This is a genomic window from Tenacibaculum profundi (genome assembly GCF_052050075.1).
GTDB lineage: Bacteria > Bacteroidota > Bacteroidia > Flavobacteriales > Flavobacteriaceae > Polaribacter.
This window is the reverse complement of the sequence record NZ_CP197225.1, coordinates 2,643,496-2,669,111: the sequence shown is the minus strand read 5'-3', so window position 1 is coordinate 2,669,111 and position 25,616 is coordinate 2,643,496. Positions and strand designations below refer to the sequence as shown.

Below are 25,616 nucleotides of genomic sequence, written 5' to 3'. Positions count from 1 at the left end.
AACTCTGAGAGTTTTTTATTGCTCATTGATTTAGTTATATTTACAATACTATAACTAATCAAATAACAAAAAACATGAAACAAAACATGATTTATGCGCCTATTATACTGGCAATCATTGGACTCATTTTTATGTATATAAAAATGATTTGGGTGAAAAAACAAGCTGCCGGTAATGAAAAAATGCAATCTATCTCAAAAAGCATAAAAGATGGCGCTCTTGCTTTTTTAGCTGCTGAATACCGCCTATTATTAATTTTTGTAATTATTGCTTCATTAGCTTTATTTGCTATATCTAAAATAGTGTCAACAACAAGCATAATGATTGTTCCAGCATTTATAATAGGAGCAATTTTTTCAGCTTTAGCTGGAAATATAGGAATGAGAATTGCAACAGATGCTAATTCTCGTACTGCTGAAGCTGCAAAAACTAGCTTACCCCAAGCCTTAAAAGTCTCTTTTGGAGGTGGAACTGTAATGGGCCTTGGTGTAGCCGGTCTTGCCGTTTTAGGTTTAGGACTTTTTTTCTTGTTATTCATCAATCAATTCATTGTTGATCAAAATAATTTCTACAATGAAATGACAGTTGTACTTGAAGCACTAGCTGGTTTTTCTCTTGGGGCTGAGTCCATTGCTTTATTTGCAAGAGTTGGAGGAGGTATTTACACTAAAGCTGCTGACGTAGGCGCTGATTTAGTTGGAAAAGTAGAAGCGGGAATACCCGAAGACGATCCTAGAAATCCAGCTACGATAGCTGACAATGTTGGAGATAATGTTGGAGACGTTGCAGGTATGGGAGCCGACTTATTTGGTTCTTATGTTGCTACGGTATTAGCTGCAATGGTTTTAGGAAACTATTTAATAAGAGACATGTCAATTGGAACTAATTACACTGATGACTTTAATGGCATGGGGCCCATACTGTTACCCTTAGTGATTGCTGGAATTGGTATAATATCATCAATTATAGGTACATTTTTAGTTGGAATTAAAGATAATTCAGCTAAAGAAGCTCAAGTTCAAAAAGCACTTGATTTAGGAAATTGGATTTCAATTATCATTACATTAACAGCAAGTTTTTTCTTAATAAAGTGGATGTTACCCGAAACTCTACAAATGAACTATTTTGGAGAAGGAATACAAGAAGTAAACTCAATTAATGTATTTTGGTCTGCTTGTATTGGATTAGCTGTTGGTGCCTTAATATCTATTGTTACATCTTACTACACAAGTCTAGGTAAAAAACCGGTTTTAGATATTGTACAAAATAGTGCTACAGGTGCTGGAACTAATATAATTGCTGGTTTAGCTGTAGGGATGAAATCTACCTTTTTATCTGTTCTATTATTTGCAGCTGCGATTTACGGGTCTTATTATTTTGCTGGTTTCTATGGAGTTGCATTAGCAGCTTCCGCGATGATGGCTACTACAGCTATGCAATTAGCAATTGATGCATTCGGGCCTATTGCAGATAATGCAGGAGGTGTAGCTGAAATGAGCGACCTAGAAGAACATGTTCGTGAGCGTACAGATATCTTAGACTCTGTTGGAAATACAACTGCCGCAGTCGGAAAAGGCTTTGCCATTGCTTCAGCAGCCTTAACAGCACTTGCCTTATTTGCAGCTTATGTTACTTTTACTGGGATAGATGGAATCAATATTTTTAAAGCCGATGTATTAGCTGCTTTATTTATTGGCGGTATGATTCCTGTTATATTTTCAGCATTAGCAATGCAATCTGTTGGTAAAGCTGCTATGGAGATGGTTCATGAAGTTCGTAGACAATTTAATGAAATACCAGGCATTATGGAAGGAACAGGCGTACCTGAATACGCTAAATGCGTTGATATTTCAACAAAAGCAGCATTAAAAGAAATGTTATTACCCGGATTAATTACCATAATAACACCAGTAATTATTGGAATTATATTTGGCGCAGAACCTTTAGGCGGATACATGGCCGGTGTATGTGTTTCAGGAGTAATGTGGGCTATTTTCCAAAATAATGCAGGAGGAGCATGGGATAACGCCAAAAAATCATTTGAAGCTGGAGTTGAAATAAATGGTGAAATGACATACAAAGGATCAGATGCTCATAAAGCAGCAGTGACAGGTGATACAGTAGGTGATCCTTTTAAAGATACCTCTGGTCCTTCTATGAATATTTTAATAAAGCTAACTTGCTTAGTTGGGTTAGTAATTGCTCCTATTTTAGGGGGACATTCGTCTAAAAGCAATATTGATCATGAAGCAAATTCAGAAAAAATAGATCACGAAATTCAAAAAGTTACTATTTATGATAGTGTCGTTTCTTCAAATACTATAAGTAAAAATGATAAAGTTATAACTAACATAGAAAAAGAAAAATAAAAGTATCAATCCTTTATAAAATTAAGTCCTTACATTAAATTTTAAATGTAGGGACTTTTATTTATCATAAACTGTAAACTATCATTTGTTGTTCTTTGAGCTAATCGGTTGATTCCATTTTCAGTTAATTGCAATACTCTTGGGTAACCTCCTGTAACTTGACAATCTCTCATCAATATAACTAATTTGCCAGATGGTGTAAGTTGCACTGTACCAGGCAAAACTGCAGATGTCAACATTGAACCAAAATTATTTGGTATTAATTTATTTAAACGATATCCCATCCTACTATTGTCGTTCGATATTACAAAGTGCTGACTTGTTAGGGCTTTTTTTTGCTCGTTAGACAACAAGTTGAATTCTGCCCCTTCGAAACATTGAATATTATTATTTAAAAAAAAATTTGATGGAGTTCTAATCACTCCTCTAAAGTTGTTCAACTGGTACTTAAAATTATTCTGGAAAGGTAGTAGCATTGCTTTTTCTAGTTTCGTGTTTGAAGTAATTCCCTCAAACCAACTTCTACTTTTAAGAACCTTATCTGTTTTAATTCCTCCTTTGACACCAATATAAGTTCTTGCGCCATATTTTCTTTTCCCAAAAGCTAAAACACTTCCTTTTTTAGCAAAAAAAGGAACATTTAACCTAATTAATTTAGAATCTAATGATACAGAGAAATCTGCTCCCGATACACATAAATAGCAGTTTTCTAAGAACAACAATCGTACCCCTCCAAAAAACACTTCTATAACAGCATCATTCAAATTATTCTCCAATAAAATGTTAACCAACTTACCTGAATAAGAATCCATTACACCTCCTAATGGAACTCCAATAGACCGGTATCCATATCTACCTAAGTCTTGTATTGATGCATAAAAGCCAGAAGAAAGAACTTTTATCATAAAACTTCTTTTTTTAAGTTAAATTTTCCTGTGGACACCTCTCTCTCTATTGCTAAATATTCCTTTTCACTAATCGAATAGAACTTTAATTTATCTCCAGGTTTTGCAAAACATGGTTCAGTTTTATTTACATCAAAAAAGGAAACAGGAGTTCTGCCTATAATATGCCAACCTCCCGGGCTTTCCATTGGATAAATACCAGTTTGACTTCCACCGATAGCTACAGAACCTCTGGAAACCTTTAGTCTTGGCGTATCTTTTCGGTCGATATGGAGCTTTTTATCTAAACCTCCTAAATACAAGAAACCAGGTAAAAAACCAATAAAAAAAACGGTATAAATCATTTTTGTATGTAAATTGATTATCTCATCAATAGAAATACAATTATTATTGATAATTTCATTTAAATCAATCCCAAATTTTCTATCATAACATACTGGTATTTTCCACAGTATACGCTCTACTTTATTTAATATAGGTTGGGTTTCATATAATTTTTTTAATTCTTGAATATTTTTTTTAAAATCAACTAGATTACTCTCAAAAATAAGTGTCATTGAATTATAACCCATCACTATATCATCAAGTAGAAAAAGTTTGGAATCGATAATTTTTTGTCTTAGGCCAATAATGTCTTCTAGAATAACCTCATCTATTGTCTTTTCCCATTCTATTATGATAGATTGGTCTCCGAAAATCTTGTATTTTAGTTCAAATTTATTCAAAGCAACGCTGTTTTAAATTTTGATTAGCCCTAGTTCTAAAAAATAATAGTTATCCATTTACTACAACTTAGCTACTTCAACTTTAATAGCCTTAAATTCATCAAAGAGATATTTAACCAACTCATTAGCGTTTTTATGATCCCCATGAATACAGAATGTATCAGCTAATAAAGGAATTTCTTTACCTGTAATCGTTCTCACCTTTCCTGTGTTCAAAACAGTGAGTATATGCGAAAAAACTTCTTCTTTTTGATTTATTAAAGCATTTTTATGTAATCTTGAGACAAGTGTTAAATTTTCATTATAATTTCTATCTCCAAAAGCCTCATACTTTATTTGAACTCCTCTACCCTTTGCTAACTTAGAAATAACTGATTGATCGGGAACATATAAATAGGTTTCTGGACAACATTCCAAAACAGTATCTACCACTACTTGGGCTGTTTTCTCATCAACAGCAGCAAGATTATAAAGAGCTCCATGTACTTTTATATGATGCATGCTTAAACCAAATTTCATCAAACTCTCCTTTACAAGTAGAATCTGATCTTCAAGACTTTTTCTCAGCTTATTTGAAGGAATATTAATAACTTTCCTCCCAAAATTTTCTCTATCTGGAAATGATGGATGGGCACCTACTTTAACATGATACTTTTTTGCCAATTGTATAACCTCGTTAATAATATTAGCATCACCCGCATGCCCACCACAGGCAATATTACAAGAGGAAATAAAAGGTAAAAGGTAATCCTCATTACCTACTCCTTCACCAACATCACAATTTATATCTACAACCATTTATAATAAATTAAATACTTTTAGAATACTCCTCAGCCCCAAAAAGATAGTTATTGCCAGTATACACAATACAATAAAATTCTGAAGTCTTGTATTGTGATATTTTCCCAAGACATTTTTCTTATTCATTATCCAGAGGAGGACTCCAACAATGATAGGTAATAATACTCCATTAGCTACTTGAGCAAACTTGATAATCTCAATCGGTTTTATCCCTATGGATGAAAAAATAACTCCTAAGACTAAAATCCCTCCCCAAATTAACTTAAACTTAATTGACTTCATGGTACCTTTCCATCCTAAACACCCTTTAACAACAAAAGCAGCGGCTAAAGGGGCTGTTATGGAAGATGTTACACCAGCTGCAAACAACCCAATAGCAAGAAAAAACTTTGAATATGAGCCATATAAAGGTTCCAAACCTAAAGCTAAATCAGCTCCATTATTGATACTTCCAGATGAAATACCAGAGGCTGAAATGATAATCGACATAGACACCACTCCACCCATCAAAATTGAAATAATAGTATCTTTTTTAGCAAGCGTTAATCCCTCTTTATTTTTCCATTTTTCTTTAACCAAAGAGGCATGTAAAAACAAATTGTATGGCACTACAGTTGTTCCTATTAAACCCATAATAGTAAAAAGACTATTTTCAGGAATAGTAGGCAAAAACACCCCCTTTAAAATAGCTGATAAACTTGGCTTAGTTATCACAGCTGTAATAACAAAAGATATGCTCATTAATAGAACAAGAATAACTAAAACCTTCTCCAATACCTTATAATTTCCAATTAACAATAGTCCAAATGCTATTAAACCAATAAGAATACTAAAAAAGTTCAAAGAAAAAGTCCCAAATTTTATACTAAAACTCCCTGTAATAGACTCTATCCCGATAACACTGCCACTAATATTACCAGCTTCATACGCAGCATTACCAATAACAATAGCAGAAAGAATGAGAAATATCATAAAGCCCCTTAGTATTGGTTCTTTTAACTCACTTCTTAAAACCTCTGACAAGCCTCTTTGAGAAATAATACCTAACCTTGCAGCCATTTCCTGAAGTGTAATGGTGGCAAATATTGAGAGTAACATAGCCCACAAAAGATGTGTTCCAAAATGAACTCCTGCCAACGTGCATAAAGTAACTGTACCCGGTCCAATAAAAGCTGCAGCTACAAGAGTACCAGGGCCTATATTTTTAAACAATTTATTAAGCATAGTAATATATTTATTCTGCTAAATGTAGTAAAAAGAAATTATCTGATTTAAGTTTCGTAGCTCATTTACATTTGTTTTATTTGGGTTTCTTATTTTTGCTCAATGCAAAGAGTGATTCGCAATTTTTCAATAGACAATCCAACTGAATTCAAACAAAAATTATTTGATTGGTCTAAACAATATGAAACGGTTGTATGGCTAGACTCAAATAATTACCAGCAAAAATATAGCTCTTTTGACTGTATGCTTGCTGTTGAAGAGTTTACCTCGATCAAAACAGACTACTTTAATGCTTTTGAAAAGCTAAAAGAATACCAATCACTAACAAAAGATTATATTTTTGGTTATATTTCATACGATGTTAAAAATGACGTTGAGGCATTAGAATCTAACAATCCAGATAGCCTTCATTTTCCTGATTTGTTCTTTTTTCAACCGCAAAAACTAATAACGATAAAAGATAAAAATGTTGTTTTTAGCTATTTAAATTTAATAGATGACGAGTTAGAGGAAGATTTTGAAGAAATTACGCAAGCTAATCCAACTATTATCAATTATGAAATAAGAAAACCGAAAGATAATCACTCGCTTAAAATAAAACTAAGAATTCACAAAAATCAATACCGTCAAAAAGTTACAGAAATTTTAGATCATATCCACAAAGGGGATATTTATGAGGCTAATTTTTGTCAGGAATTTTATGTAGAGAACGTGAATATTGATTCTTACGAAATGTATAAACATTTAAATGCAATATCCGAACCTCCGTTCGCCACGTTTCTCAGAAAAGAAGATCTTTATTTACTTTCAGCATCCCCAGAAAGGTACATTAAAAAAGAGAATAATAAAATAATTTCCCAGCCTATTAAAGGTACAGCAAAAAGATTTGTAAATAAAGTTGATGATGATAAGATTGCCTTTGATCTTTCCAGAGATGATAAAGAAAGGTCTGAAAATATAATGATTGTTGATCTTATAAGAAATGACCTATCAAAAACAGCCAAAAAAGGTAGCGTAAATGTTGAAGAATTATGTAATGTATACACATTTAAACAGGTACATCAGATGATTTCTACCGTAACTTCAACTGTTGATGATTCAACACACCCTGTTGATATTATCAAGAAAACTTTTCCAATGGGCAGTATGACAGGTGCACCCAAGGTATCAGCCTTGAAAATAATAGAAGAGCTTGAAGAAAGCAAACGTGGCTTATATTCAGGGACCGTTGGATACTTTACACCAGACGGGAATTTCGATTTTAATGTAATCATTAGAAGTATTTTGTATAACAAAAGTAACCAATATCTTTCCTTTTCGGTTGGGAGCGCCATAACGTCAAAATCTATACCTGAAAAGGAATATGAAGAATGTTTACTAAAAGCTAAAGCTATGAAACATGTTTTAACTAATTGATAAGAGAAAAAAATAATTTGATTAATGCTTTATTTTTACTTACCTTTTATATTTTGCAAACAAAATCATAATTAAGAAATCAATATGACTCAAGAGAGCTTCACTTACTCATTTCATGAAACACTATTTTTTGCACAGTACTGGAAACCAGAGAAGATCAAAGCTGTTGTAGTAATTATTCACGGAATGGGAGAACATTCTGGTAGATACCAACATGTTGCTCAAAAACTCGTAGCAAACGATTTTGCTGTCATCGCATTTGATCACTTCGGCCATGGAAAAACAAAAGGTAAAAGAGGCCATAATCCCGGATACTCTTTTGTACTAGACAGCATATCAGAATTAATACACAAAGCGAAAGATCTGTTTGGCAACTTTCCATTGTTTTTATATGGTCATTCAATGGGAGGTAATGCTGTTATTAACTATGTTTTACGTAAAAAAAATATTCTAAACGGAGTAATCGCCACGAGCCCTTTTTTACGTCTTGCATTCGAGCCGCCTGCATGGAAATTATACTTAGGCAAAGTTGTTCAAAAAATAGCTCCATCAATAACACTTGGAAATGAATTAGACCCTAATGACATTTCAAGAGATCCTATAGAAGTTCAAAAATATATTGAAGACCCTTTAGTTCATGATAAGGTAAGCCCTAATTTTTCTATAGATTTTATTGATGCTGGCGAATGGGCTATCTCAAATGCAAATAAGTTGGCTACTCCTATGTTAGTAATTCATGGAACTGATGATAAGATCATTGATTATAGAGGTTCAGAAGAATTTGTTAAAAATTCGAGTCTAGCAACATTAAAGTTAATTAAAGGTGGGTATCATGAATTACAAAACGACTTTTGTAAAGAAGAATTCCTAGAAGATATTATCAATTGGCTTCATACAAAAACACAGGTTTCTTGATCAAATGGAGCATAAACTTCTTGAGCATTTAAACGCTGAATTTCCTTTTATTTTTGGAAAAAAATTGGTTTTAGCAATATCAGGTGGTATTGATAGTGTGGTTGCTGCTCATTTACTAAAAAAAATATTTAATGACCTTTCATTGGCTCACTGTAATTTTCAATTAAGAAAAGAGGAAAGTGACAACGATGAACTATTCGTTTTAGAGTTAGGAAAAAAGCTAAGAGTAAAGACTCACACAACAAAATTCGATACATTTAATTATGCTATAAAGAAAAAAACTTCAACTCAAATCGCTGCTCGAGAACTGAGATATGAATGGTTTGCCTCTTTAATTGACGATTTTGATTATGATTACCTTGTTACAGCACATCATGCAGATGATAATTTAGAAACGTTTTTAATCAATTTAACAAGAGGAAGCGGTTTAACTGGTTTAACAGGCATTCCCAAAAAGAATGACTATATTATTAGGCCTTTTTTACTCTTCTCTAGGGATGAAATAGAAAATTACGCTTCTAAAAATAAAATTAGTTGGAGAGAAGATAGCAGTAATTCCGAAGTAAAGTACCTAAGAAATAAATTTCGTCATGAAATCATTCCAACTTTAAAAAAAATCAATCCTAGTTTTCTTAGTTCATTTTCCAATACAATTACATATTTAAGAGATAGCCAGCAAATAATTAACGACATGACTTTAGAGGTCACTAGAAAAGTTTCTAAAAAACATGGTGATATCTTACAAATTGACATTCAAAAAATTAAAGAGCTATCTAATCCGAATATTTATTTGTACCAGATTTTGCACCCCTATGGTTTCACAAAATGGAGTGACGTCTATAAATTAATAAATGCAGAAAACGGAAAATTAATAAGAACAAAATCACATACTTTACAAAAAGACAGAGAATTTTTATTACTTTTACCACTTCACAAACTTAATTCCCCTGATAAAGAGTATTCTATAGAAAGAAACTCCTCAAATATCTCAGTGCCTGTAAGTTTGATGTTTAAAAACGTTCAAAAAATGACATATTTAGATAAAAATTCTATTTATGTTGATAAAAATTTACTAAATTACCCCCTGACTGTTAGAAAATATAAAACTAACGATTTGATTTTTCCAAAAGGAATGAAGGGAAGGAAAAAAGTTAGTAAATATTTTAAAGATGAAAAATTATCATTAATAGAAAAACAAAATACATGGTTGCTTTGTTCCAGTAAAGATGAAGTAATTTGGATTATTGGTATGAGACAAGATCAAAGATTCGTACCAAAAAAGGAATCAACCAGTATTTTACAAATATTATATATCAACCCCTGTAAATTATTATAGAATGAAAAAACTTATTACTCTTTTTTTGTTTTTTATAGGTTTTGTTACTTTTTCCCAAACTGATGACGCTCCCTTGGAAGTTACACCATCTGTTAAAAAAGTATCAGACACTGAATACGATTTAATTTTTGAAATATCAATTGCTGAAGACTGGCATTTGTATTCCCAATTCAATCCAGAAGACGCTTCTTTACCGATGACTATTTCTCCCGCTGAAGGTGAGGAAGGTTATACTTTAGTTGGTAAAGCTGAAGAAAGTGAAACTGAAACTGAATTCAGTGAAATTTGGGGAAAAGACGAGATTTTCTTTGTTGACGAAGCTACTTTAGTACAACGTATTACCGTTCAAGACACTGCGCTGACTAAAATAATGCTTAATCTCGATGCGCAGGTTTGTAAAGAATTTTGTTTACCTTTTGATGAAGACTTCACGTTTACCTTTTCTCTAAAAGGAGGAGAAGTAGTACAAACAGTCACAGAATTAGACGAAAGAAGTAAGGTTCTATCTGAGTCTCTTAAATTAGATCTAAAAAATGAGTCGATGCTCAAAGGAGCAACTTCCAAAGAAAGTGAAAAAAAGAATAGTAGTCTACTTAATGTATTTTTACTCGGTTTCGTAGGAGGTTTATTGGCCTTTTTAACACCTTGTGTATTCCCAATGATTCCATTAACAGTTTCTTTCTTTACAAAGAAAAATGAAAAAAACTCCAAAAGTGGATCTGGAAGTGCATTATTATATGGTTTTTTTATAGTTCTAATATACGGCCTTTTAAGCCTACCTTTTCATTTTCTTGATACCTTAGATCCAGAAATACTGAATAATATTTCAACTAATATTTGGTTAAACATTTTCTTTTTCGTTGTTCTAGTTTTCTTTGCAGGTTCATTTTTTGGACTATACGAATTAACCTTGCCTGCATCTTGGACAAATAAAGCAGATAATGCATCTAGTGTAGGTGGTATTTTAGGAGTATTCTTTATGGCTTTAACATTAGCTATTGTTTCTTTTTCTTGTACGGGACCAATTTTAGGTTCGTTATTGGCAGGATCTTTATCTTCGGATGGAGGAGCTATGTTATTAACATCTGGTATGGTTGGATTTGGTTTAGCTTTGTCGCTACCTTTCGCTGTTTTTGCAAACTTTCCTAAATGGATGGCCAAGTTACCAAGATCTGGTAGTTGGTTAAACACTGTTAAAGTTTCTCTTGGATTTTTAGAATTAGCTCTTGCTTTTAAATTTTTATCTAATGCTGATTTAGTTGGTCACTGGAATCTTCTTAAAAGAGAAATATTTATAGGTATATGGACTATATTAGCTGTTTTAATGGCACTATATCTTTTTGGACTAATTGGTAAAAAATATGGTAAAGTATCAATGTTTAGAGTTTTATTAGGTGTCTTAGTTCTTGGAATTGCAGTCTATTTAGCTCCTGGTGTTTTACAAAAACCTACATGGGATCAAAGCCAGTTATTAAGTGGTTTTGCTCCTCCAAAGTTCCACAGTATTTACAAACAAGATGACAATCAATGTCCTTTAAATTTAACCTGTTTTAAAGATATAGAAGAAGGACTTGCTCATGCCAAAGAGGTTAATAAACCTGTAATATTAGACTTCACTGGATGGGCTTGTGTAAACTGCAGAAAAATGGAAGAAAATATTTGGAGTCAGCCTGATATTTATAAGATGCTCAGCAATAACTTTATTATCATTTCGCTCTATGTTGATGATCATCAAAAAATGCTTTCAAAGGAAGAACAATTCGATTACATTAAACCTAACGGGAAACTTAAAAGAATTAGAACTTATGGTGACAAATGGGCTACGCTTCAAACGGCTAATTTCAAAATAGCATCTCAACCTTTTTATGTTGCTTTGAGTCCAAATTTAGAAGTATTAAACTCACCAGAGCAATATACCGATAAAGACACTTATGAAAAGTGGTTAAAAACTAGTATCAATCGTTTTAAAGAAATAAATTAAAAGTTTATAATAGAATAAAAAAAGAGGAAGTATATTTAAAAGATACTTCCTCTTTTTTATTTGTATAAAAACACATCAAAAAACTAACTAATAAATACATATTTATCTACTTGTAAACATTGATAATATGTTATTTATTTTTTAATACCTATATTTATACAAATAAAAAAGCTATGTTAAAAAAAATATTTGGTAGTGCCGTATTTGGTATAGAAGCGACAACTATAATTGTAGAAGTTAATATTGGAAAAGGAATTGGTTACCATTTAGTCGGTTTACCTGATAATGCCGTTAAAGAAAGTTCGTATCGCATTTCTGCTGCCCTTAATAACATTGGGTACAGGCTCCCCGGAAAAAAAATCACTATTAATATGGCTCCAGCTGATATTCGTAAAGAAGGCGCTTCTTACGATGTTACAATAGCCATTGGAATTCTCGCCGCTTCAAAACAAATTAATTCTGAAAACATTCGCGACTATATAATAATGGGAGAATTATCACTTGATGGTAGCGTTCAACCCGTAAAAGGAGCCCTATCAATCGCTTTAAAGGCTAAAGAAGAGGGTTTCAAACATTTTATTTTACCTGAAGAAAATGCAGAAGAAGCTGGTATTGTTGATGGATTAAATATTTTGGGAGTAAAAAATATAACACAAGTTATAAATCATTTAAACGGAACATCTAAAATACAATCAACAAAAGTTGATATAAAAGCGAAGTACAGTCAACATTTAGAATCATCAGAATTTGATTTTTCTGATGTGAAAGGTCAAGAAGGAATTAAAAGATGTATGGAAATCGCTGCTGCTGGTGGACATAATATCATTCTCATAGGTCCACCGGGGTCAGGAAAAACTATGCTTGCAAAAAGACTCCCATCAATTCTTCCTCCCATGACAATCTACGAAGCTTTAGAAACTACTAAAATTCATTCAGTCTTTGGTAAGATTAAAAATACAGGTCTTGTATATCAAAGACCTTTTCGCTCACCTCATCATACCATTTCAGATGTAGCACTTGTTGGAGGAGGACAATACCCTCAACCTGGTGAAATATCCCTTGCTCATAACGGCGTTTTATTTTTAGATGAGCTTCCTGAATTTAAAAGAAGTGTTTTAGAAGTAATGAGGCAACCACTAGAAGATAGAGAAGTAACTATCTCTAGAGCTAAATTTACTGTAAACTATCCAAGTAGTTTTATGTTAGTAGCTAGTATGAATCCTAGTCCTTCTGGATTTTTTTATAACACTAACACTCCTACTTCTTCGTCGCCATTAGAAGTCCAACGATATTTAAATAAAATCTCTGGTCCATTATTAGATAGAATAGACATTCATATGGAGGTAGCTCCAGTTTCTTTTGAAAAACTTTCTAACAACATAGAAAGTGAAAGTAGTTCTAATATTAGAGAAAGAGTTGTTAAAGCAAGAGAAAAACAGTCAATAAGATTTCAAGCGATTAGTAATTTACATTACAACGCACAAATGGATGTTAAACATATAAAACTATTTTGTAAGCTATCAAAGGATAGTAAATTACTTCTTAAAAAAGCTATGGAAACTTTAAACTTATCAGCCAGAGCATATGATAGGATATTAAAAGTTTCAAGAACCATTGCTGATTTAGCTAATGAAGAGGCTATATTACCAAATCATATTTCTGAAGCAATACAATATAGAAGTTTAGATAGAGATGGTTGGTTGCATTAATTTAACAGATTTTAAACACGAACTTCTATCGTTAAATATTTGAATTAATTTATGGAGTATACTGTTATTTTTTGCTATTCAATATTGAAAAATTTAAATACTTTCGATTACACTTACCATAAACTCTTGCATTTTAAATAAAACAGATTAACATTTTTTTTATTATAATATAGATCCAACTTTAAGGTAAATTCTGACGAAACAAAAAATCAAACTTTATTAATATAATAGTTCACAATAAATTACGATTATTTAAATACGTTGATATTTTTATTTTATGCATGATTTATATACTACTATCATTTATTTGATTACTTAAAAAAAAACTAAATAAACATATACGCAATACTTTTAAACATTTTTACGTGTTTCCTTTTAAAATTAAAAATACGATGTGTTTTTTATGCTGACGTAAAAAACCATCTGTTTTATTATAAATCCTAAATTATAAAAAACATGAAAAAAAAAGGAATTATTATCTGTAGCTCTTTATTAGTGACATTCTTATTTTCTTGTGAAAATAAGATTAATGAAGAACCTACTACTAATCAAAATCAAGTAGAGTTTGTTTACGGCCCTGCAATAAAAATTAAAAGTGACTTTTCAAGAAAAAATCAATCTAGAAAACAAGAAATTATTAATGGAGAATGGAAAACACTCAACAAAGAAAATTTAAAAGAACTCAGCGAAAGCGTTAATATCAATTATAATAATGTTAACGATGCTAAAGAGCAATTTACTAAAGTTTTTAACAGAGGAACAGACCAACCAAAAGGTGTATTTATTAATGAACGTAATTTAGGAGAGGGTACAAACCCAAACTCAGAACAAGATTGGCATGCTGAGTTTAGGGCTACAGGAGAACCTATCAATGACTTCGATAATGAAAATACTAATTTTACCTCTTTCAAAAGAATCAGAGGGACTGCTTCAAGATCTGAAGTAAACAATTCAGGAGAAAGAAAATTCATGGAATTATCAGGTGAATGGAGAATTGAAACGAGTAATGAATCTAATTGGAATGTTACCGGTAATATTAGCACAAAAGTAGGTGGAAGTATCGGAGTACCTCTAGTTACTAAAGGAAGCATAGAAGTTGCTGTTGGACTATCTGCTGGTGGTGGTGGAAGCCATTCAAAAAAAATTACTGAAGTTATACGTGGTGGAAATGGAATATGGGTTCCTGCTGGTCATGTAGCCAATTGGGAGTTAGTAGAACGTCATAAAAACTTTAAAACTAAATGGAGAGTTCCACTTGAGTTTAAAGGTAGAGTTGGTGCTGATTTTGGAAAAATACACCATGGAAGTTATTTCTGGTCTGTTCTTGCCAAAGATTTCTTTGCTGATTTTCTTACAAAAGCTTATTTAGTAGATTTAAATGAAGAATACTCGAAAGAAATTAGAGTAAGAGCCTGGGTCAGTAAAATATAAGAGTTGTTTAACAGCAAAAATAATTCTTATATATTTTATTATAATTGATCACTTAAAAGAGGCTATACGACTAGCCTCTTTTTTAATTAATTAAAGCAACTTCCTAGTACATTTCATACTTGTTAAACTAGCAATAACACCTCCTAAAAAAACTTTAACACATTAGGCAAAATACTTATTTCACAACAAAACAAAACACTCTAAAACAGCTAAATAAAAAAAAAACACCAAGGAAATTATGTTAAAATAAATTATATTTTAAGGTTATTTATGATCAAATAAATTTATTTTTTTGATTGAAAAGAGTATAGAGGTATACTTTTTTCCTTTATACCACTAAATAGAATGAAGAGTTGTTTTTAACAATTATTAATATCGCCCCTAAACCCTCAAAATTATAAAAACGATGGTTCTTAGATTTGCTTCAAAATTATTGATAAATTTCAATTACACCTCTAAAATCTTTTATACTAAAGCATGTAATTTCAATAAAACATGTGCTTTTACCTTAAATAAAATAAAAAATAAATTCTTAGAGATAGAGGGACAAATTGTAAGTCCCTCTATTTTATTTTTTTTTAAAACTTCTTGTTTTAATAATACTTTTAGAAATATCAAGACCTCCATTAGTTTTATTAGAGCATTGAGAAATCTTATTTAAAAACTATTAGAATTACATTGTGTTTATTTCACAATAATTAAATATTATAACCATTCAAATAAAATTAATACTAACTCATTATAAGGAAATAAAAGCTCTATTTAAAAATAGATGCATGATTTTCGTAAATATTAAAACTTCTAATGATATACTCCCGTTAAATTCTATATTATTAGTTGAAAAAATAGTTACACATTGAGCGCCTTTTCTTTTATAAAATAAGTTGTAACAAGTCTTTTTTAATCAAATTAATCATTTTATAAAATCAAAAAACCAAACTTTAACATATCAGCTCAATACGCAAAATCAAACCAAACACAAAGATTTAAAATTCAAAAACTTAAAAACAAAATAATCAAAACACAAATGTTAAAAAAAACTTTATTTTAACTAAAAAACACGATAAATCATTCTTTCAAAAAAACTAAAAAGAGTATTCATAAAAGTTTTTCATCTTATTAAGACTACAACGAGTGAAGAATGATTTTTTTTAATTTATTAATCCCTAAAATACAATACAGAACGATTAAGAATCTGTAGTTTTTTAGATTATATAAATTCAATTTTACCATGAACTTTTTTGTATAATGTAGCATGTAAATTATAAGTTTAAGTAGCTGTTAATGATGCATGTGTTTTTTAACCCTTTATTTAAAAGAAAATGAAAAATAAACTAATTTTAATGAGCAGTGCTCTATTATTCGCAACTTTTTTCTCTTGTCAAAACCAAGAAGAAGAAATTATGTCAAGCCCTAGTCAACAAAAGGATAGAGGTATCAAAGTAGGAAAAACAATCAATATAAAATATTTTGATGTTGATACTTCGCATCGTTCGAAAGCACCTATCGTTGGTGAATGGCAGAAAATTAGTGGTAAGCATCTAAAAACCTTAAGCCGAGATGTTAATTTTAGATATGATAATGAAGGTTCTGCTAAAGCAAGATTTGCTGAAATATTGAACTCTGGTTCGCAATTACCTGTTGGAGTTTTTATTAATGATCGAGGATTAGGTTGGGGAACCAACCCTAACCCTTCACAATATTGGGAGGCCGAATTTAGACCTGTAGGTGAGTCTTTTTATGATAGAGAAAATATATCTGACTACACACCTTGGAAACCAATAGAGGAAACTATTTCTGTAAGAAATTACGACAATGAACCTAGAAGAATGGAAGCTCCAATAAAATGGGAATTCAGAGATACCCATTCTGTAAAATATGAGGTTGGGGGATCACTGGCTCTAACAGCAGGTGGAAAAATTGGCCTACCTCTTGTAGCAGAAGGTGAAACATCGGTTACTGCTACGCTTTCGGCATCTTATTCTGATACTTCGACAACTACTAAAATAATTACTATAGGTGGATCTGCTACTGGAATAATGGTTCCTGGACGCAAAAAGGTTACTTGGACATTATACGAACGTCATAAAAATTTTGATGGAGATTGGAGAGTTCCTGTTGAATTTAGAGGTGAAGTTGGAGCCGATTATGGAGCTGGTAAATATAAAGGTCATCATTTTTGGTATGTCCATGCTGCGGATTTCTTCCGTGAATTTAAGAACCCTAAAAACGCTTATCAGATTAGTGTATTCTCTACAATTCAAAAACAATTTGAAATAAGAGCTGTAATCCACGATAATTAAAATAAAATATTTATCTTAAAAAAGTTATAATAATTACTTATAAGCTTAATAAGAGGAACTACATTTTGTAGTTCCTCTATTTATTTTAAAACACACATAAATTATCTACTGAATATTAAAACAATTTCTTTTCTTACTTGACAACAATTGTTAGAAGCTTTGCTAAGTATTTATTCTTATTATAAGATTGTAATTTTAATTGTAAAGCAGATTTTACTATACATAGAAATAAATGTTCGCTGACCATTTTACACAAAAAATATATCAAATCATTCTATTTTTTTTAGAATCATGAAATTTTGAAATAGTTAATACTCCATTCAATTAATTATTAACATCTCATCATATTTACTAATACAAATATTTTACAATACTTTTTCTACTAGAAATAAAACATTAATAATAAACACCTTAAAACAAAATTTCAATTTAGTTGTATAATTAAATTACAAAAATGTTGATGTTTTTACAGACCAAAAATCAATGAAAATGAATACTCTCCTCAAACTTGAGCTTAAATATCATTAGTTAATAATTCCTTGTATTTTCATTTAGTCTATCTTATTGAAAGATTATAAGAAAAAAATGACTCTAATGTCCAGTATAGAAACTTAAAAATCAAAGAAACCTAACTAATACTATAATTAGTATTAGTTTTGATAGTGGAGCAAACAACAAACAAATTGCACTTTATAAAAAATAAAAAGACATTTTAATAATTAGGCATAATTACTTGTACTACCTTTGCCGATTAACACAAAAACAACTCATCGTATTTTAATTTTTAGAATCAAAAACTGTCTGACAGCAATTAAAGTTCTAAGAATTTAAATAATTTCCGTTACGAGTTGTTTCATTTTTTATAAAAAATTATAAACACGTTAATATGAAAAATAAATTGATACAAACTTTTTATTTAACACTATTTTTTTCTTCATTAAGTTGTAACGACCAAGTTAATGAATTAACTTCATCTGAACAAGGTAAAACAGACGACTACGACCTTTTCATAAAAAGGTCAAAAACCGTCTATCATAAAAAAAAATCTAGGAAGTTAAGTTCTTTTTTTGGGAACTGGCACAAAATTGATGGTTATAATTTAAGAGATATAAGCGTCAATACCAGAATCAATTTCCGAAATATTGACGATATAAAACAACGGTTTGCCCGACTGATAAATTTAGGAGAAGAAACTCCCATTGGAGTTTATTTCAATGAGTATGTCTGTGGTGAGGGACAAAACCCAAACATAAAACATAATTGGTCCTCTCTTTATAGAACAAAAGGTTTTCTTTGTAACGAAAAATCAAAAGAGGCGTACAGCGATTTTAAAAGAATTCCATATTCTGTAACTAGAGTTCATAAAAATAGTAGTAGTAAAGATACTTGGTTACCATTTCCAGGTAGTTCTGAATTTGACATTCATAACTATGTTCACTGGAATATAACTGGTGACATAAAGGAAGAGGTTGGGGGAAAAATAGAAATACCTTTAAGAACAGAACTTGATAATTCAATTACAATTGACTTATATTCGCAAGGGTTCGGTACGGGTTTAAAATCTTCAAAACATGTATTTATTGACGGAACTAATACTCTCTGTATTCCTAATGATAACACTGTCATAATAAATAGTAATAATGAAATTTTTGTTCCTGCAGGTAAAGTCGCGTACTGGGAACTAGTTGAACGACATAAAACTCACTCTTCTAAATGGAAAGCCTCTATAGAATTCAAGGGTAAAATTGGAGCTGACTATGGTAAAAAACATCATGAACATTATTTCTGGGCGATTGATGCAGAAGATTTTTTTTACGAATACAAAAACAAAGCTTATGTCATTGAGGTAAACGAACAGCATTCCAAAGAGATAAAAATTAGATGCTGGATAGCGGATAATTAAATCTAAAAAAATCATAATATTATAAAAGTAGAGTAAAATCAAATAGTGTTCTCCTTCTACTTTTTATCTTTCAATTATTTTACATAGTCTTCATTTTTTTATTAAATATTCTCTCTAATTGTATTAAATCTCATTAATGTTCGTTTATATTTAAAATTACAGATGATATAAGCATTTCTCACTCTTAAAAAGTTTCACCATAAAATAGTGTGTACTTTCTCTAAAATATTAGATATTGTGAAATATGTAATGAGCAAATAATTAATATATATTCACTACTTTAGAAGATTACTAAAAACAGTTAATAAAACTCAAATAATGAAGCAACTATTTTATTTTTCATTAGCCTTTTTATCAATAATCGCATGTAAAAAAGAGCCCAAAAACTACCTTTCGTTTTCAGGTAAAATCACAGATAAAAATTCTGATTCACTTCTTATTTTAAATCCAAAAACAGGGTTTAAAAAAACAATCAAATTAAATAGCGATGGTACTTTTAGTGATACCTTAAATATTAAATCTGGTTTGCATGTTATTTTCGATGGTAAAGAAAAGACAACTGCCTATTTTAAAAATGGTTTAGAACTGAATATGACACTTGATACTAAAAATTTTCATGAAACCGTATCATTTTCAGGAGAGGGTGCAACAGAAAGTAACTTTTTAGCCGAAGCATTCTTATTAGAGGAAGGTCTCATTAAAAATAGAGAAATTTTCAATTTATCAAAAGAAGATTTTGATGCAAAGTTAAAGTCTTATACTGCTAATTTCAAAAAAAGACTTTTGGATAATAATTCAGATTCAATCTTCGTAGCGGATCAAGAAAAACGCTTAAACACCATTATTAATTACATAGAAAAATATTACAATCAAACATCTTCTCTTACCAAAGGAATGGTCTCTCCAAAATTTGTAAATTATGAAAACTTTACTGGAGGAACTACCTCCTTAGATGATTTAAAAGGCAAATATGTTTTTATTGATATATGGGCTACTTGGTGCATCCCATGCTTAAATCAAATTCCCTTCTTAAAAAAAGTTGAGAAAGAATTTCATGGTAAAAATATTGAGTTTATTGGAATTTCAATAGATCAAAAGAAAGATCATGAATTATGGAAAAAAATGGTAGTAGATAAGGAATTAAAAGGAACTCAACTATTTGCTGATAATAACTGGAATTCTGATTTTATTAAGAGCTATAAAATTAATGGCATTCCTCGTTTCATTTTAATTGATCCAGAAGGTAACATTATAGATTCAAAAACACCAAGACCTTCCGATCCAGAACTAATGAAACTTTTAAAATCGCTTAAGCTATAAATTTCAATCGTTTAAACAAGTACAAATCATCAAATAATAATATATACTAGCCCTAGTAATTAAGGTTATTATCATGTTAAAAAAACATAAATAAACATGTCGAACTATCAAAAAAACATAGGCAATCAGAACTTTGACTCTCTGTAAATTATAAATGTAGAAACGGGAAAAATATGGTTTTAAACAAAAAAATAAACAATATCAAATAGCTTACAATAATTGAAATTCTGATTTTACTAAAGCCTATAAAATTGATCGTTTTTCTCGTTTCATTTTGATTGATCCAAGGGAAAATACTATTAACTCACAAACTCATTTCTTTTTAAATTAATACCTAATAAAAGTATTAGATTCTTTAAAGATTTAAGCAATTAAATATTATTTTATCAAAACATCTATTATAGATATAGAAGGTGTTTTTTGTTTTGTATTAAACACTAATTTTATAAAAAATATACTGAATTGGCAACTCTAATCTTGTTTAGATTAATTTAAAATAATATATTTGCATTTATGGAAGCTTCTTTAAAGAGTAAGAAATATTGCGTCATTTCGTCAGAACGAAATTCCTACCAATTAGATCTAGGTTACAAAACTATTGAGCTTACATTTTGTCAGTTATTGGCTTTAAGAAAAAAAATTATATATTACACTAGTTTTGATAAATTAGAAATGCTTATTAATGGAGATAATTATGTTCTTTTATTGGTAGCAGATAAATCGCATTTATTATATCTAGATATACCTCAACTTTTAGACTTGAAAGACCTTGTAGAATCAATTTTCATCTAAAAAGCCATCCTTATTTTTTCATTATTTCAGTTTACTAAGACTACTTTTAAATTGTATATCAAGTTATTAAATCATTGTTTTAATACTTATCTTTGATGTACAAACACCTAAACCACAATTAATATGGAAACTGCAGTAAGAAGAAACATGATTCTACATGTTGAAGTTGTCGATTTATTAAACCATCAAGTTATGATGGAACAAAAAGCCTCATCCAAATATTTAGCTATGGCTTCTTGGTGTGATCAACGAGAATTAAGAAATAGTGCACAATATTTCTATAATCAAGCAGAAGAAGAAAGATCACATATGATGAAAATTTTCAAATTTATCAATGACAATGGAGGTAATGCTCTTTCACCTACAATAGAAGGTATTACACATGAATATGAAAACTTAAAGAGTATATTTGAAGCTTCTTTAGATGCAGAAATAGCAGTAACTAAATCGATCCATAATGTATTTAAAAAAGCTCGTCAGGTTGGAGACTTCACCTCTGAGGTGTTTTTACAATGGTTCGTTACTGAACAAGCAGAAGAAGAAGAGAAAGTGAGAGATATTCTAGACATGATTGACTTAATGGGTGACTTTCCATTAAAAATGATTGATGAAAGAATTCCTAAGGAATAACAAATAACATGACAAAAACTGACATCAAAAAGTCTCAATTTAATTATTGAGACTTTTTGATTTATAATTCAAAGATAAATTAATACGATAAGTAAACATTTAACATATAAATACTTGTTCATTTTCTTTTTTAAACATTGCGATATAATTACGTAATTATAGATATGCTACTTTTTTTTAAAACACTGAAAAAATAAGATCAAATTATTTCTCTTATTTTAAATTAATTTTTTGTCATAACTTAAAAATATGAAAAGCCTGTAGGTTAATAATATTATAAGTTTTTAAAGACTTCCATTAAAAAAATCACATCATTTGCGTTTTAAAATTAGGGCAACTTAGAAAAGTCAAAATTCGCATAAATTCATTAATTTAGATTTACACTTAACGGTATAAATATACTCAAATGAAACAATTTATTTATCTTGCATTAGCTTCACTTGCTATTACTTCTTGTAATGAAAAACCAAAGGACTATGTAATATTTACAGGTAACATCACCAATAGAAATTCAGATTCGCTAGAAATTAACAACTATGAGGCAAAAACTAGAAAAGTTATAAAAGTAAATGAAACAGGAGCTTTTAGTGATACTTTAAAAGTCAAAACGGGTATTCATTACATATTCGATGGAACAGAATACACATCTCTTTTCCTTAAGAATGGAAGTGAAGTTAATTTAACTCTTGATACTAAAAAGTTTGATGAAACCATTACATATACTGGAAAAGGAGCTGATGAGAGTAACTTCTTAGCAAAATCTACTCTAATTAAAGAAAAATTTGATGTTGAAGAACTATACAAATTACCAAGGAAAGACTTTGAGGCTAAGTTAAAATCTTACGAAGAATCTTTTGAAAAAAGACTCGAAGAAAAAGTATTAGATAGTTCATTCATTGCTACTCAAAAAAGAAGTATCACAAAAATGAAAAAATCTATAACAAAAAAATATGATAAAAAAATTTACATAAAAAAGAATCTTGCGCAAGGATTAACTTCTCCAAAGTTTGAAAATTATAAAAATCACAAAGGAGGTACTACTTCTTTAGATAATTTAAAAGGTAAATACGTTTTTATTGATGTGTGGGCTACTTGGTGTCAACCATGCAAAAATGAAATTCCTTACTTAAAGAATATTGAAGAAAAATTCCATGATAAGAATATTGAATTCGTTGGAATTTCAATTGATGAAACCAAGAATTACGATATTTGGAAAAATATGGTTTCTGATAAAAAGTTAGCCGGCACTCAATTAATTGCCGATAAAAACTGGGAATCAGAATTTATAAAAAACTATAAAATAGATGCAATACCTCACTTCATTTTAATTGACCCGGAAGGAAATATTGTGGATGCACAAGCACCTAGGCCCTCTGATCCTAAATTAGTAGAAGTATTAGAATCTTTGAATATTTAAGAGGAATCCCATAGAAAATATTAAAACACCTTTGATAAGTTTACACACTTTTAAAGTGTGTTTTTTTATACTTCAATTTCAAAAAATGAAGTCCAAAGATATCTTAAATTATCTAAAAATTGTTTTTAATGCATAAAAATGAACATATTTATGAAATCACAACCTTCCTAATATGATCTGTCTTTAAAATTTTGTACCGTAATTGATTTTTTTATCACAAAGAATAAAAGAAGGAGGAACATAATCTATAGGCTACATTTTCTTTTTTTATCTGTTAGAAGGTAGAAAGGGATTGGTTTATATGCGAAATAGTTATCTGTGAATCGTACCATCTTTAAACAAGAAAGTCCCACAGCATAGGCTACAGGACTTATAATATAATTTTTGATTCTAAAAATATTTACTGATTTTCTAGTATCTATAGTGTTCTGGTTTGAAAGGACCTTCAACCGTAACTCCAATATATTCTGCCTGATCTTGTCGTAAAGAGGTCAGCTCTACTCCTATCTTTGCAAGATGTAATTTCGCTACTTTTTCATCTAAGTGCTTAGGAAGCATGTATACTTCGTTTTTATAAGCCTCAGCGTTATTCCATAATTCAAGTTGTGCTAATGTTTGATTTGTAAATGAGTTAGACATTACAAAACTTGGATGCCCGGTTGCACATCCTAAATTCACAAGGCGTCCTTCAGCTAAAACAATAATATCATTTCCATTAACTGTGTATTTGTCTACTTGTGGTTTTATTTCAACTTTTGTATTACCATGATTTTCATTTAACCAAGCCATATCAATTTCATTATCAAAATGACCTATGTTACAAACAATCGTTTTATCTTTCATTGCTTCAAAATGCTCTGAACGAACAATGTCTTTGTTTCCTGTTGTTGTAATAACGATATCTGCGTTTTTCAAAACAGTTTCTAATTTCTTAACTTCGAAACCATCCATAGCAGCTTGCAAAGCACAAATTGGGTCAATTTCTGTAACAGTCACGATACTTCCTGCGCCTCTAAAAGAAGCAGCCGTTCCTTTACCTACATCTCCATAACCGCATACTACAACTCTTTTTCCAGCTAACATTACGTCAGTTGCTCTTCTTATTGCATCAACTGCAGACTCCTTACACCCGTATTTGTTATCAAACTTTGATTTTGTAACTGAGTCATTTACATTAATTGCCGGCATTGATAATGTACCATTCTTCATACGCTCGTACAGACGGTGAACTCCTGTGGTAGTTTCTTCTGACAATCCTTTTATTCCATCAACTAAATGTGGATACTTATCAAGAACCATATTTGTTAAATCTCCTCCGTCATCCAAAATCAAATTTAAAGGCTTCTTTTCCTCTCCGAAAAATAACGTTTGTTCAATACACCAATCAAACTCTTGCTCATTCATTCCTTTCCATGCATATACTGAAGTCCCTGCCGCAGCAATAGCTGCTGCTGCCTGGTCTTGAGTAGAGAAAATATTACAAGAACTCCATGTTACCTCTGCACCAAGAGCTTGCAAAGTTTCTATTAAAACAGCAGTCTGAATTGTCATATGTAAACATCCTGCAATTCTTGCTCCTTTCAAAGGTTGTTCTTCTCCGTACTCTTCGCGTAAACTCATCAAACCTGGCATTTCAGCTTCTGCCAACTCTATTTCCTTTCTACCCCAATCAGCTAAAGAAATATCTTTAACTTTGTATGGGATGTATGTTGCTGTATTTGCGCTCATATTTTTGTATATTTAATATCATAAATTTATAAAACAAATTTACGGAATAACTTTTTAACTTATGCCTCTGTATAAAACAGTAATTGTCAATAAAAATACGAAAGTATTAATTTGGAAAATCGAAGAATCTATAGATGACTTATCTTGCAGATTTAGTTTGACTGAAAAAAGTAAAAAGAAACTAATGAACATGAAGTCTGAAATACACCAAAGAGGTTTTTTAAGTATTCGCTGTTTATTGGAACTTGAAGGTTATTCTGACCAAGACCTTAGTTATGATATTTTTGGAAAACCACATCTGAGAGATGGTAAATTTATTTCAATAACACATTCGTTCATCTTCTCAGGTATAATAATCTCTTCGGAGATACCTGTAGGAATTGATATTGAAAAAAGACGTGATAAAATATTAAAAATAGCACATAAATTTACACCAATTGAAGCCTACAAATCAATAGCTAACCATGATGCTTTAGTAAGTAAATTAACCATTGTTTGGGGCGCTAAAGAAAGTCTTTATAAAATTTATGGAAAAAAAAAATTGTTATTCTTAAATCACATGTATATTGAAGACTTTTCATTTGAAACGAATCATACTATTGGGAAAATTCTTTATGATGGAAAAACAAGTGATTATCGAGTGTTTTTTTTGGAAATTGAAGATTTTACTTGTGTGTATGCTTATTAGGTAATTAACAAGGAGTTCTTTTT

19 protein-coding genes are annotated in these 25,616 nt (G+C 30.4%); 14 read left to right on the top strand and 5 right to left on the bottom strand.

The window, feature by feature from the left end; all coding sequences use genetic code 11:
• Window positions 1-74 precede the first annotated feature (74 nt).
• The gene (locus ACSIGE_RS10845) at window positions 75-2,369 is read left to right on the top strand and encodes a sodium-translocating pyrophosphatase (RefSeq protein ID WP_440879892.1); all 2,295 of its coding nucleotides are present in this window, start codon (window positions 75-77) and stop codon (window positions 2,367-2,369) included.
• A gap of 41 nt (window positions 2,370-2,410) precedes the next feature.
• Here ACSIGE_RS10845 and ACSIGE_RS10840 read toward each other — a convergent pair whose 3' ends face one another.
• From ACSIGE_RS10840 to ACSIGE_RS10825, 4 genes are read right to left on the bottom strand one after another with little or no spacing between them, the layout of a single operon-like run.
• Window positions 2,411-3,274, bottom strand: coding sequence for a biotin-dependent carboxyltransferase family protein (locus tag ACSIGE_RS10840; protein ID WP_440879891.1), 864 nt, complete (start codon window positions 3,272-3,274; stop codon window positions 2,411-2,413).
• The gene (gene pxpB, locus ACSIGE_RS10835; RefSeq protein ID WP_440879890.1) at window positions 3,271-3,999 is read right to left on the bottom strand and encodes a 5-oxoprolinase subunit PxpB; all 729 of its coding nucleotides are present in this window, start codon (window positions 3,997-3,999) and stop codon (window positions 3,271-3,273) included. Before pxpB ends, ACSIGE_RS10840 begins: the two co-directional genes overlap by 4 nt.
• Window positions 4,000-4,059: 60 nt before the next feature.
• Window positions 4,060-4,797, bottom strand: coding sequence for a 5-oxoprolinase subunit PxpA (gene pxpA, locus ACSIGE_RS10830; RefSeq protein ID WP_440879889.1), 738 nt, complete (start codon window positions 4,795-4,797; stop codon window positions 4,060-4,062).
• On the bottom strand, window positions 4,798-6,024 hold the full coding sequence (locus ACSIGE_RS10825) for an Nramp family divalent metal transporter (RefSeq protein ID WP_440879888.1): 1,227 nt from the start codon (window positions 6,022-6,024) through the stop codon (window positions 4,798-4,800).
• Window positions 6,025-6,126: 102 nt separating this feature from the next.
• Here ACSIGE_RS10825 and ACSIGE_RS10820 point away from each other — a divergent pair, with 102 nt between their 5' ends.
• The 12 genes from ACSIGE_RS10820 (at window position 6,127) to ACSIGE_RS10765 (ending at window position 23,177) form a co-directional block, all read left to right on the top strand.
• Complete coding sequence (locus tag ACSIGE_RS10820; protein ID WP_440879887.1) at window positions 6,127-7,440, top strand: anthranilate synthase component I family protein; 1,314 nt, start codon at window positions 6,127-6,129, stop codon at window positions 7,438-7,440.
• Between the two features lie 84 nt (window positions 7,441-7,524).
• Entirely contained in the window at window positions 7,525-8,355 is an 831-nt protein-coding gene (locus ACSIGE_RS10815) for a lysophospholipase (RefSeq protein ID WP_440879886.1), read from the top strand.
• 4 nt (window positions 8,356-8,359) lie between these two features.
• On the top strand, window positions 8,360-9,691 hold the full coding sequence (gene tilS / locus ACSIGE_RS10810) for a tRNA lysidine(34) synthetase TilS (RefSeq protein ID WP_440879885.1): 1,332 nt from the start codon (window positions 8,360-8,362) through the stop codon (window positions 9,689-9,691).
• 1 nt (window position 9,692) lies between these two features.
• Entirely contained in the window at window positions 9,693-11,672 is a 1,980-nt protein-coding gene (locus ACSIGE_RS10805) for a cytochrome c biogenesis protein CcdA (RefSeq protein WP_440879884.1), read from the top strand.
• Window positions 11,673-11,845: 173 nt separating this feature from the next.
• A complete protein-coding gene (locus ACSIGE_RS10800; protein WP_440879883.1) occupies window positions 11,846-13,381 on the top strand; it encodes a YifB family Mg chelatase-like AAA ATPase in 1,536 nt (511 codons plus the stop codon).
• Window positions 13,382-13,837: 456 nt separating this feature from the next.
• Window positions 13,838-14,812, top strand: coding sequence for a hypothetical protein (locus ACSIGE_RS10795; protein WP_440879882.1), 975 nt, complete (start codon window positions 13,838-13,840; stop codon window positions 14,810-14,812).
• Window positions 14,813-16,134: 1,322 nt separating this feature from the next.
• A complete protein-coding gene (locus tag ACSIGE_RS10790) occupies window positions 16,135-17,115 on the top strand; it encodes an ETX/MTX2 family pore-forming toxin (protein ID WP_440879881.1) in 981 nt (326 codons plus the stop codon).
• An 886-nt stretch (window positions 17,116-18,001) separates the two neighbouring features.
• On the top strand, window positions 18,002-19,018 hold the full coding sequence (locus ACSIGE_RS10785) for a hypothetical protein (RefSeq protein ID WP_440879880.1): 1,017 nt from the start codon (window positions 18,002-18,004) through the stop codon (window positions 19,016-19,018).
• Between the two features lie 318 nt (window positions 19,019-19,336).
• Window positions 19,337-20,338: a TlpA family protein disulfide reductase gene (locus ACSIGE_RS10780; protein ID WP_440879879.1), complete on the top strand. Its 1,002-nt coding sequence runs from the start codon at window positions 19,337-19,339 to the stop codon at window positions 20,336-20,338.
• A gap of 513 nt (window positions 20,339-20,851) precedes the next feature.
• Complete coding sequence (locus ACSIGE_RS10775; RefSeq protein WP_440879878.1) at window positions 20,852-21,130, top strand: hypothetical protein; 279 nt, start codon at window positions 20,852-20,854, stop codon at window positions 21,128-21,130.
• 123 nt (window positions 21,131-21,253) lie between these two features.
• Window positions 21,254-21,760, top strand: coding sequence for a ferritin (locus tag ACSIGE_RS10770; RefSeq protein ID WP_440879877.1), 507 nt, complete (start codon window positions 21,254-21,256; stop codon window positions 21,758-21,760).
• A gap of 406 nt (window positions 21,761-22,166) precedes the next feature.
• Complete coding sequence (locus ACSIGE_RS10765) at window positions 22,167-23,177, top strand: TlpA family protein disulfide reductase (protein WP_440879876.1); 1,011 nt, start codon at window positions 22,167-22,169, stop codon at window positions 23,175-23,177.
• 411 nt (window positions 23,178-23,588) lie between these two features.
• Here ACSIGE_RS10765 and ahcY read toward each other — a convergent pair whose 3' ends face one another.
• Window positions 23,589-24,905, bottom strand: a complete 1,317-nt coding sequence (gene ahcY, locus ACSIGE_RS10760) for an adenosylhomocysteinase (RefSeq protein WP_440879875.1) — start codon at window positions 24,903-24,905, stop codon at window positions 23,589-23,591.
• Window positions 24,906-24,966: 61 nt separating this feature from the next.
• Here ahcY and ACSIGE_RS10755 point away from each other — a divergent pair, with 61 nt between their 5' ends.
• The gene (locus ACSIGE_RS10755) at window positions 24,967-25,593 is read left to right on the top strand and encodes a 4'-phosphopantetheinyl transferase family protein (protein WP_440879874.1); all 627 of its coding nucleotides are present in this window, start codon (window positions 24,967-24,969) and stop codon (window positions 25,591-25,593) included.
• The last annotated feature ends 23 nt before the right edge of the window (window positions 25,594-25,616 follow it).

Excerpts from the sequence above, each read along its gene's own strand:
- ACSIGE_RS10775 (WP_440879878.1), top strand. The coding sequence starts at position 20,852 with ATGGAAGCTTCTTTAAAGAGTAAGAAATATTGCGTCATTTCGTCAGAA.
- ACSIGE_RS10755 (WP_440879874.1), top strand. The coding sequence starts at position 24,967 with ATGCCTCTGTATAAAACAGTAATTGTCAATAAAAATACGAAAGTATTA.
- ACSIGE_RS10820 (WP_440879887.1), top strand. The coding sequence starts at position 6,127 with ATGCAAAGAGTGATTCGCAATTTTTCAATAGACAATCCAACTGAATTC.
- tilS (WP_440879885.1), top strand. The coding sequence starts at position 8,360 with ATGGAGCATAAACTTCTTGAGCATTTAAACGCTGAATTTCCTTTTATT.
- ACSIGE_RS10815 (WP_440879886.1), top strand. The coding sequence starts at position 7,525 with ATGACTCAAGAGAGCTTCACTTACTCATTTCATGAAACACTATTTTTT.
- ACSIGE_RS10765 (WP_440879876.1), top strand. The coding sequence starts at position 22,167 with ATGAAACAATTTATTTATCTTGCATTAGCTTCACTTGCTATTACTTCT.
- ACSIGE_RS10780 (WP_440879879.1), top strand. The coding sequence starts at position 19,337 with ATGAAGCAACTATTTTATTTTTCATTAGCCTTTTTATCAATAATCGCA.
- ACSIGE_RS10825 (WP_440879888.1), bottom strand. The coding sequence starts at position 6,024 with ATGCTTAATAAATTGTTTAAAAATATAGGCCCTGGTACTCTTGTAGCT.
- ACSIGE_RS10845 (WP_440879892.1), top strand. The coding sequence starts at position 75 with ATGAAACAAAACATGATTTATGCGCCTATTATACTGGCAATCATTGGA.
- pxpA (WP_440879889.1), bottom strand. The coding sequence starts at position 4,797 with ATGGTTGTAGATATAAATTGTGATGTTGGTGAAGGAGTAGGTAATGAG.
- ACSIGE_RS10805 (WP_440879884.1), top strand. The coding sequence starts at position 9,693 with ATGAAAAAACTTATTACTCTTTTTTTGTTTTTTATAGGTTTTGTTACT.
- ACSIGE_RS10770 (WP_440879877.1), top strand. The coding sequence starts at position 21,254 with ATGGAAACTGCAGTAAGAAGAAACATGATTCTACATGTTGAAGTTGTC.
- ACSIGE_RS10840 (WP_440879891.1), bottom strand. The coding sequence starts at position 3,274 with ATGATAAAAGTTCTTTCTTCTGGCTTTTATGCATCAATACAAGACTTA.
- ACSIGE_RS10795 (WP_440879882.1), top strand. The coding sequence starts at position 13,838 with ATGAAAAAAAAAGGAATTATTATCTGTAGCTCTTTATTAGTGACATTC.
- ACSIGE_RS10785 (WP_440879880.1), top strand. The coding sequence starts at position 18,002 with ATGAAAAATAAATTGATACAAACTTTTTATTTAACACTATTTTTTTCT.
- ACSIGE_RS10790 (WP_440879881.1), top strand. The coding sequence starts at position 16,135 with ATGAAAAATAAACTAATTTTAATGAGCAGTGCTCTATTATTCGCAACT.
- ahcY (WP_440879875.1), bottom strand. The coding sequence starts at position 24,905 with ATGAGCGCAAATACAGCAACATACATCCCATACAAAGTTAAAGATATT.
- ACSIGE_RS10800 (WP_440879883.1), top strand. The coding sequence starts at position 11,846 with ATGTTAAAAAAAATATTTGGTAGTGCCGTATTTGGTATAGAAGCGACA.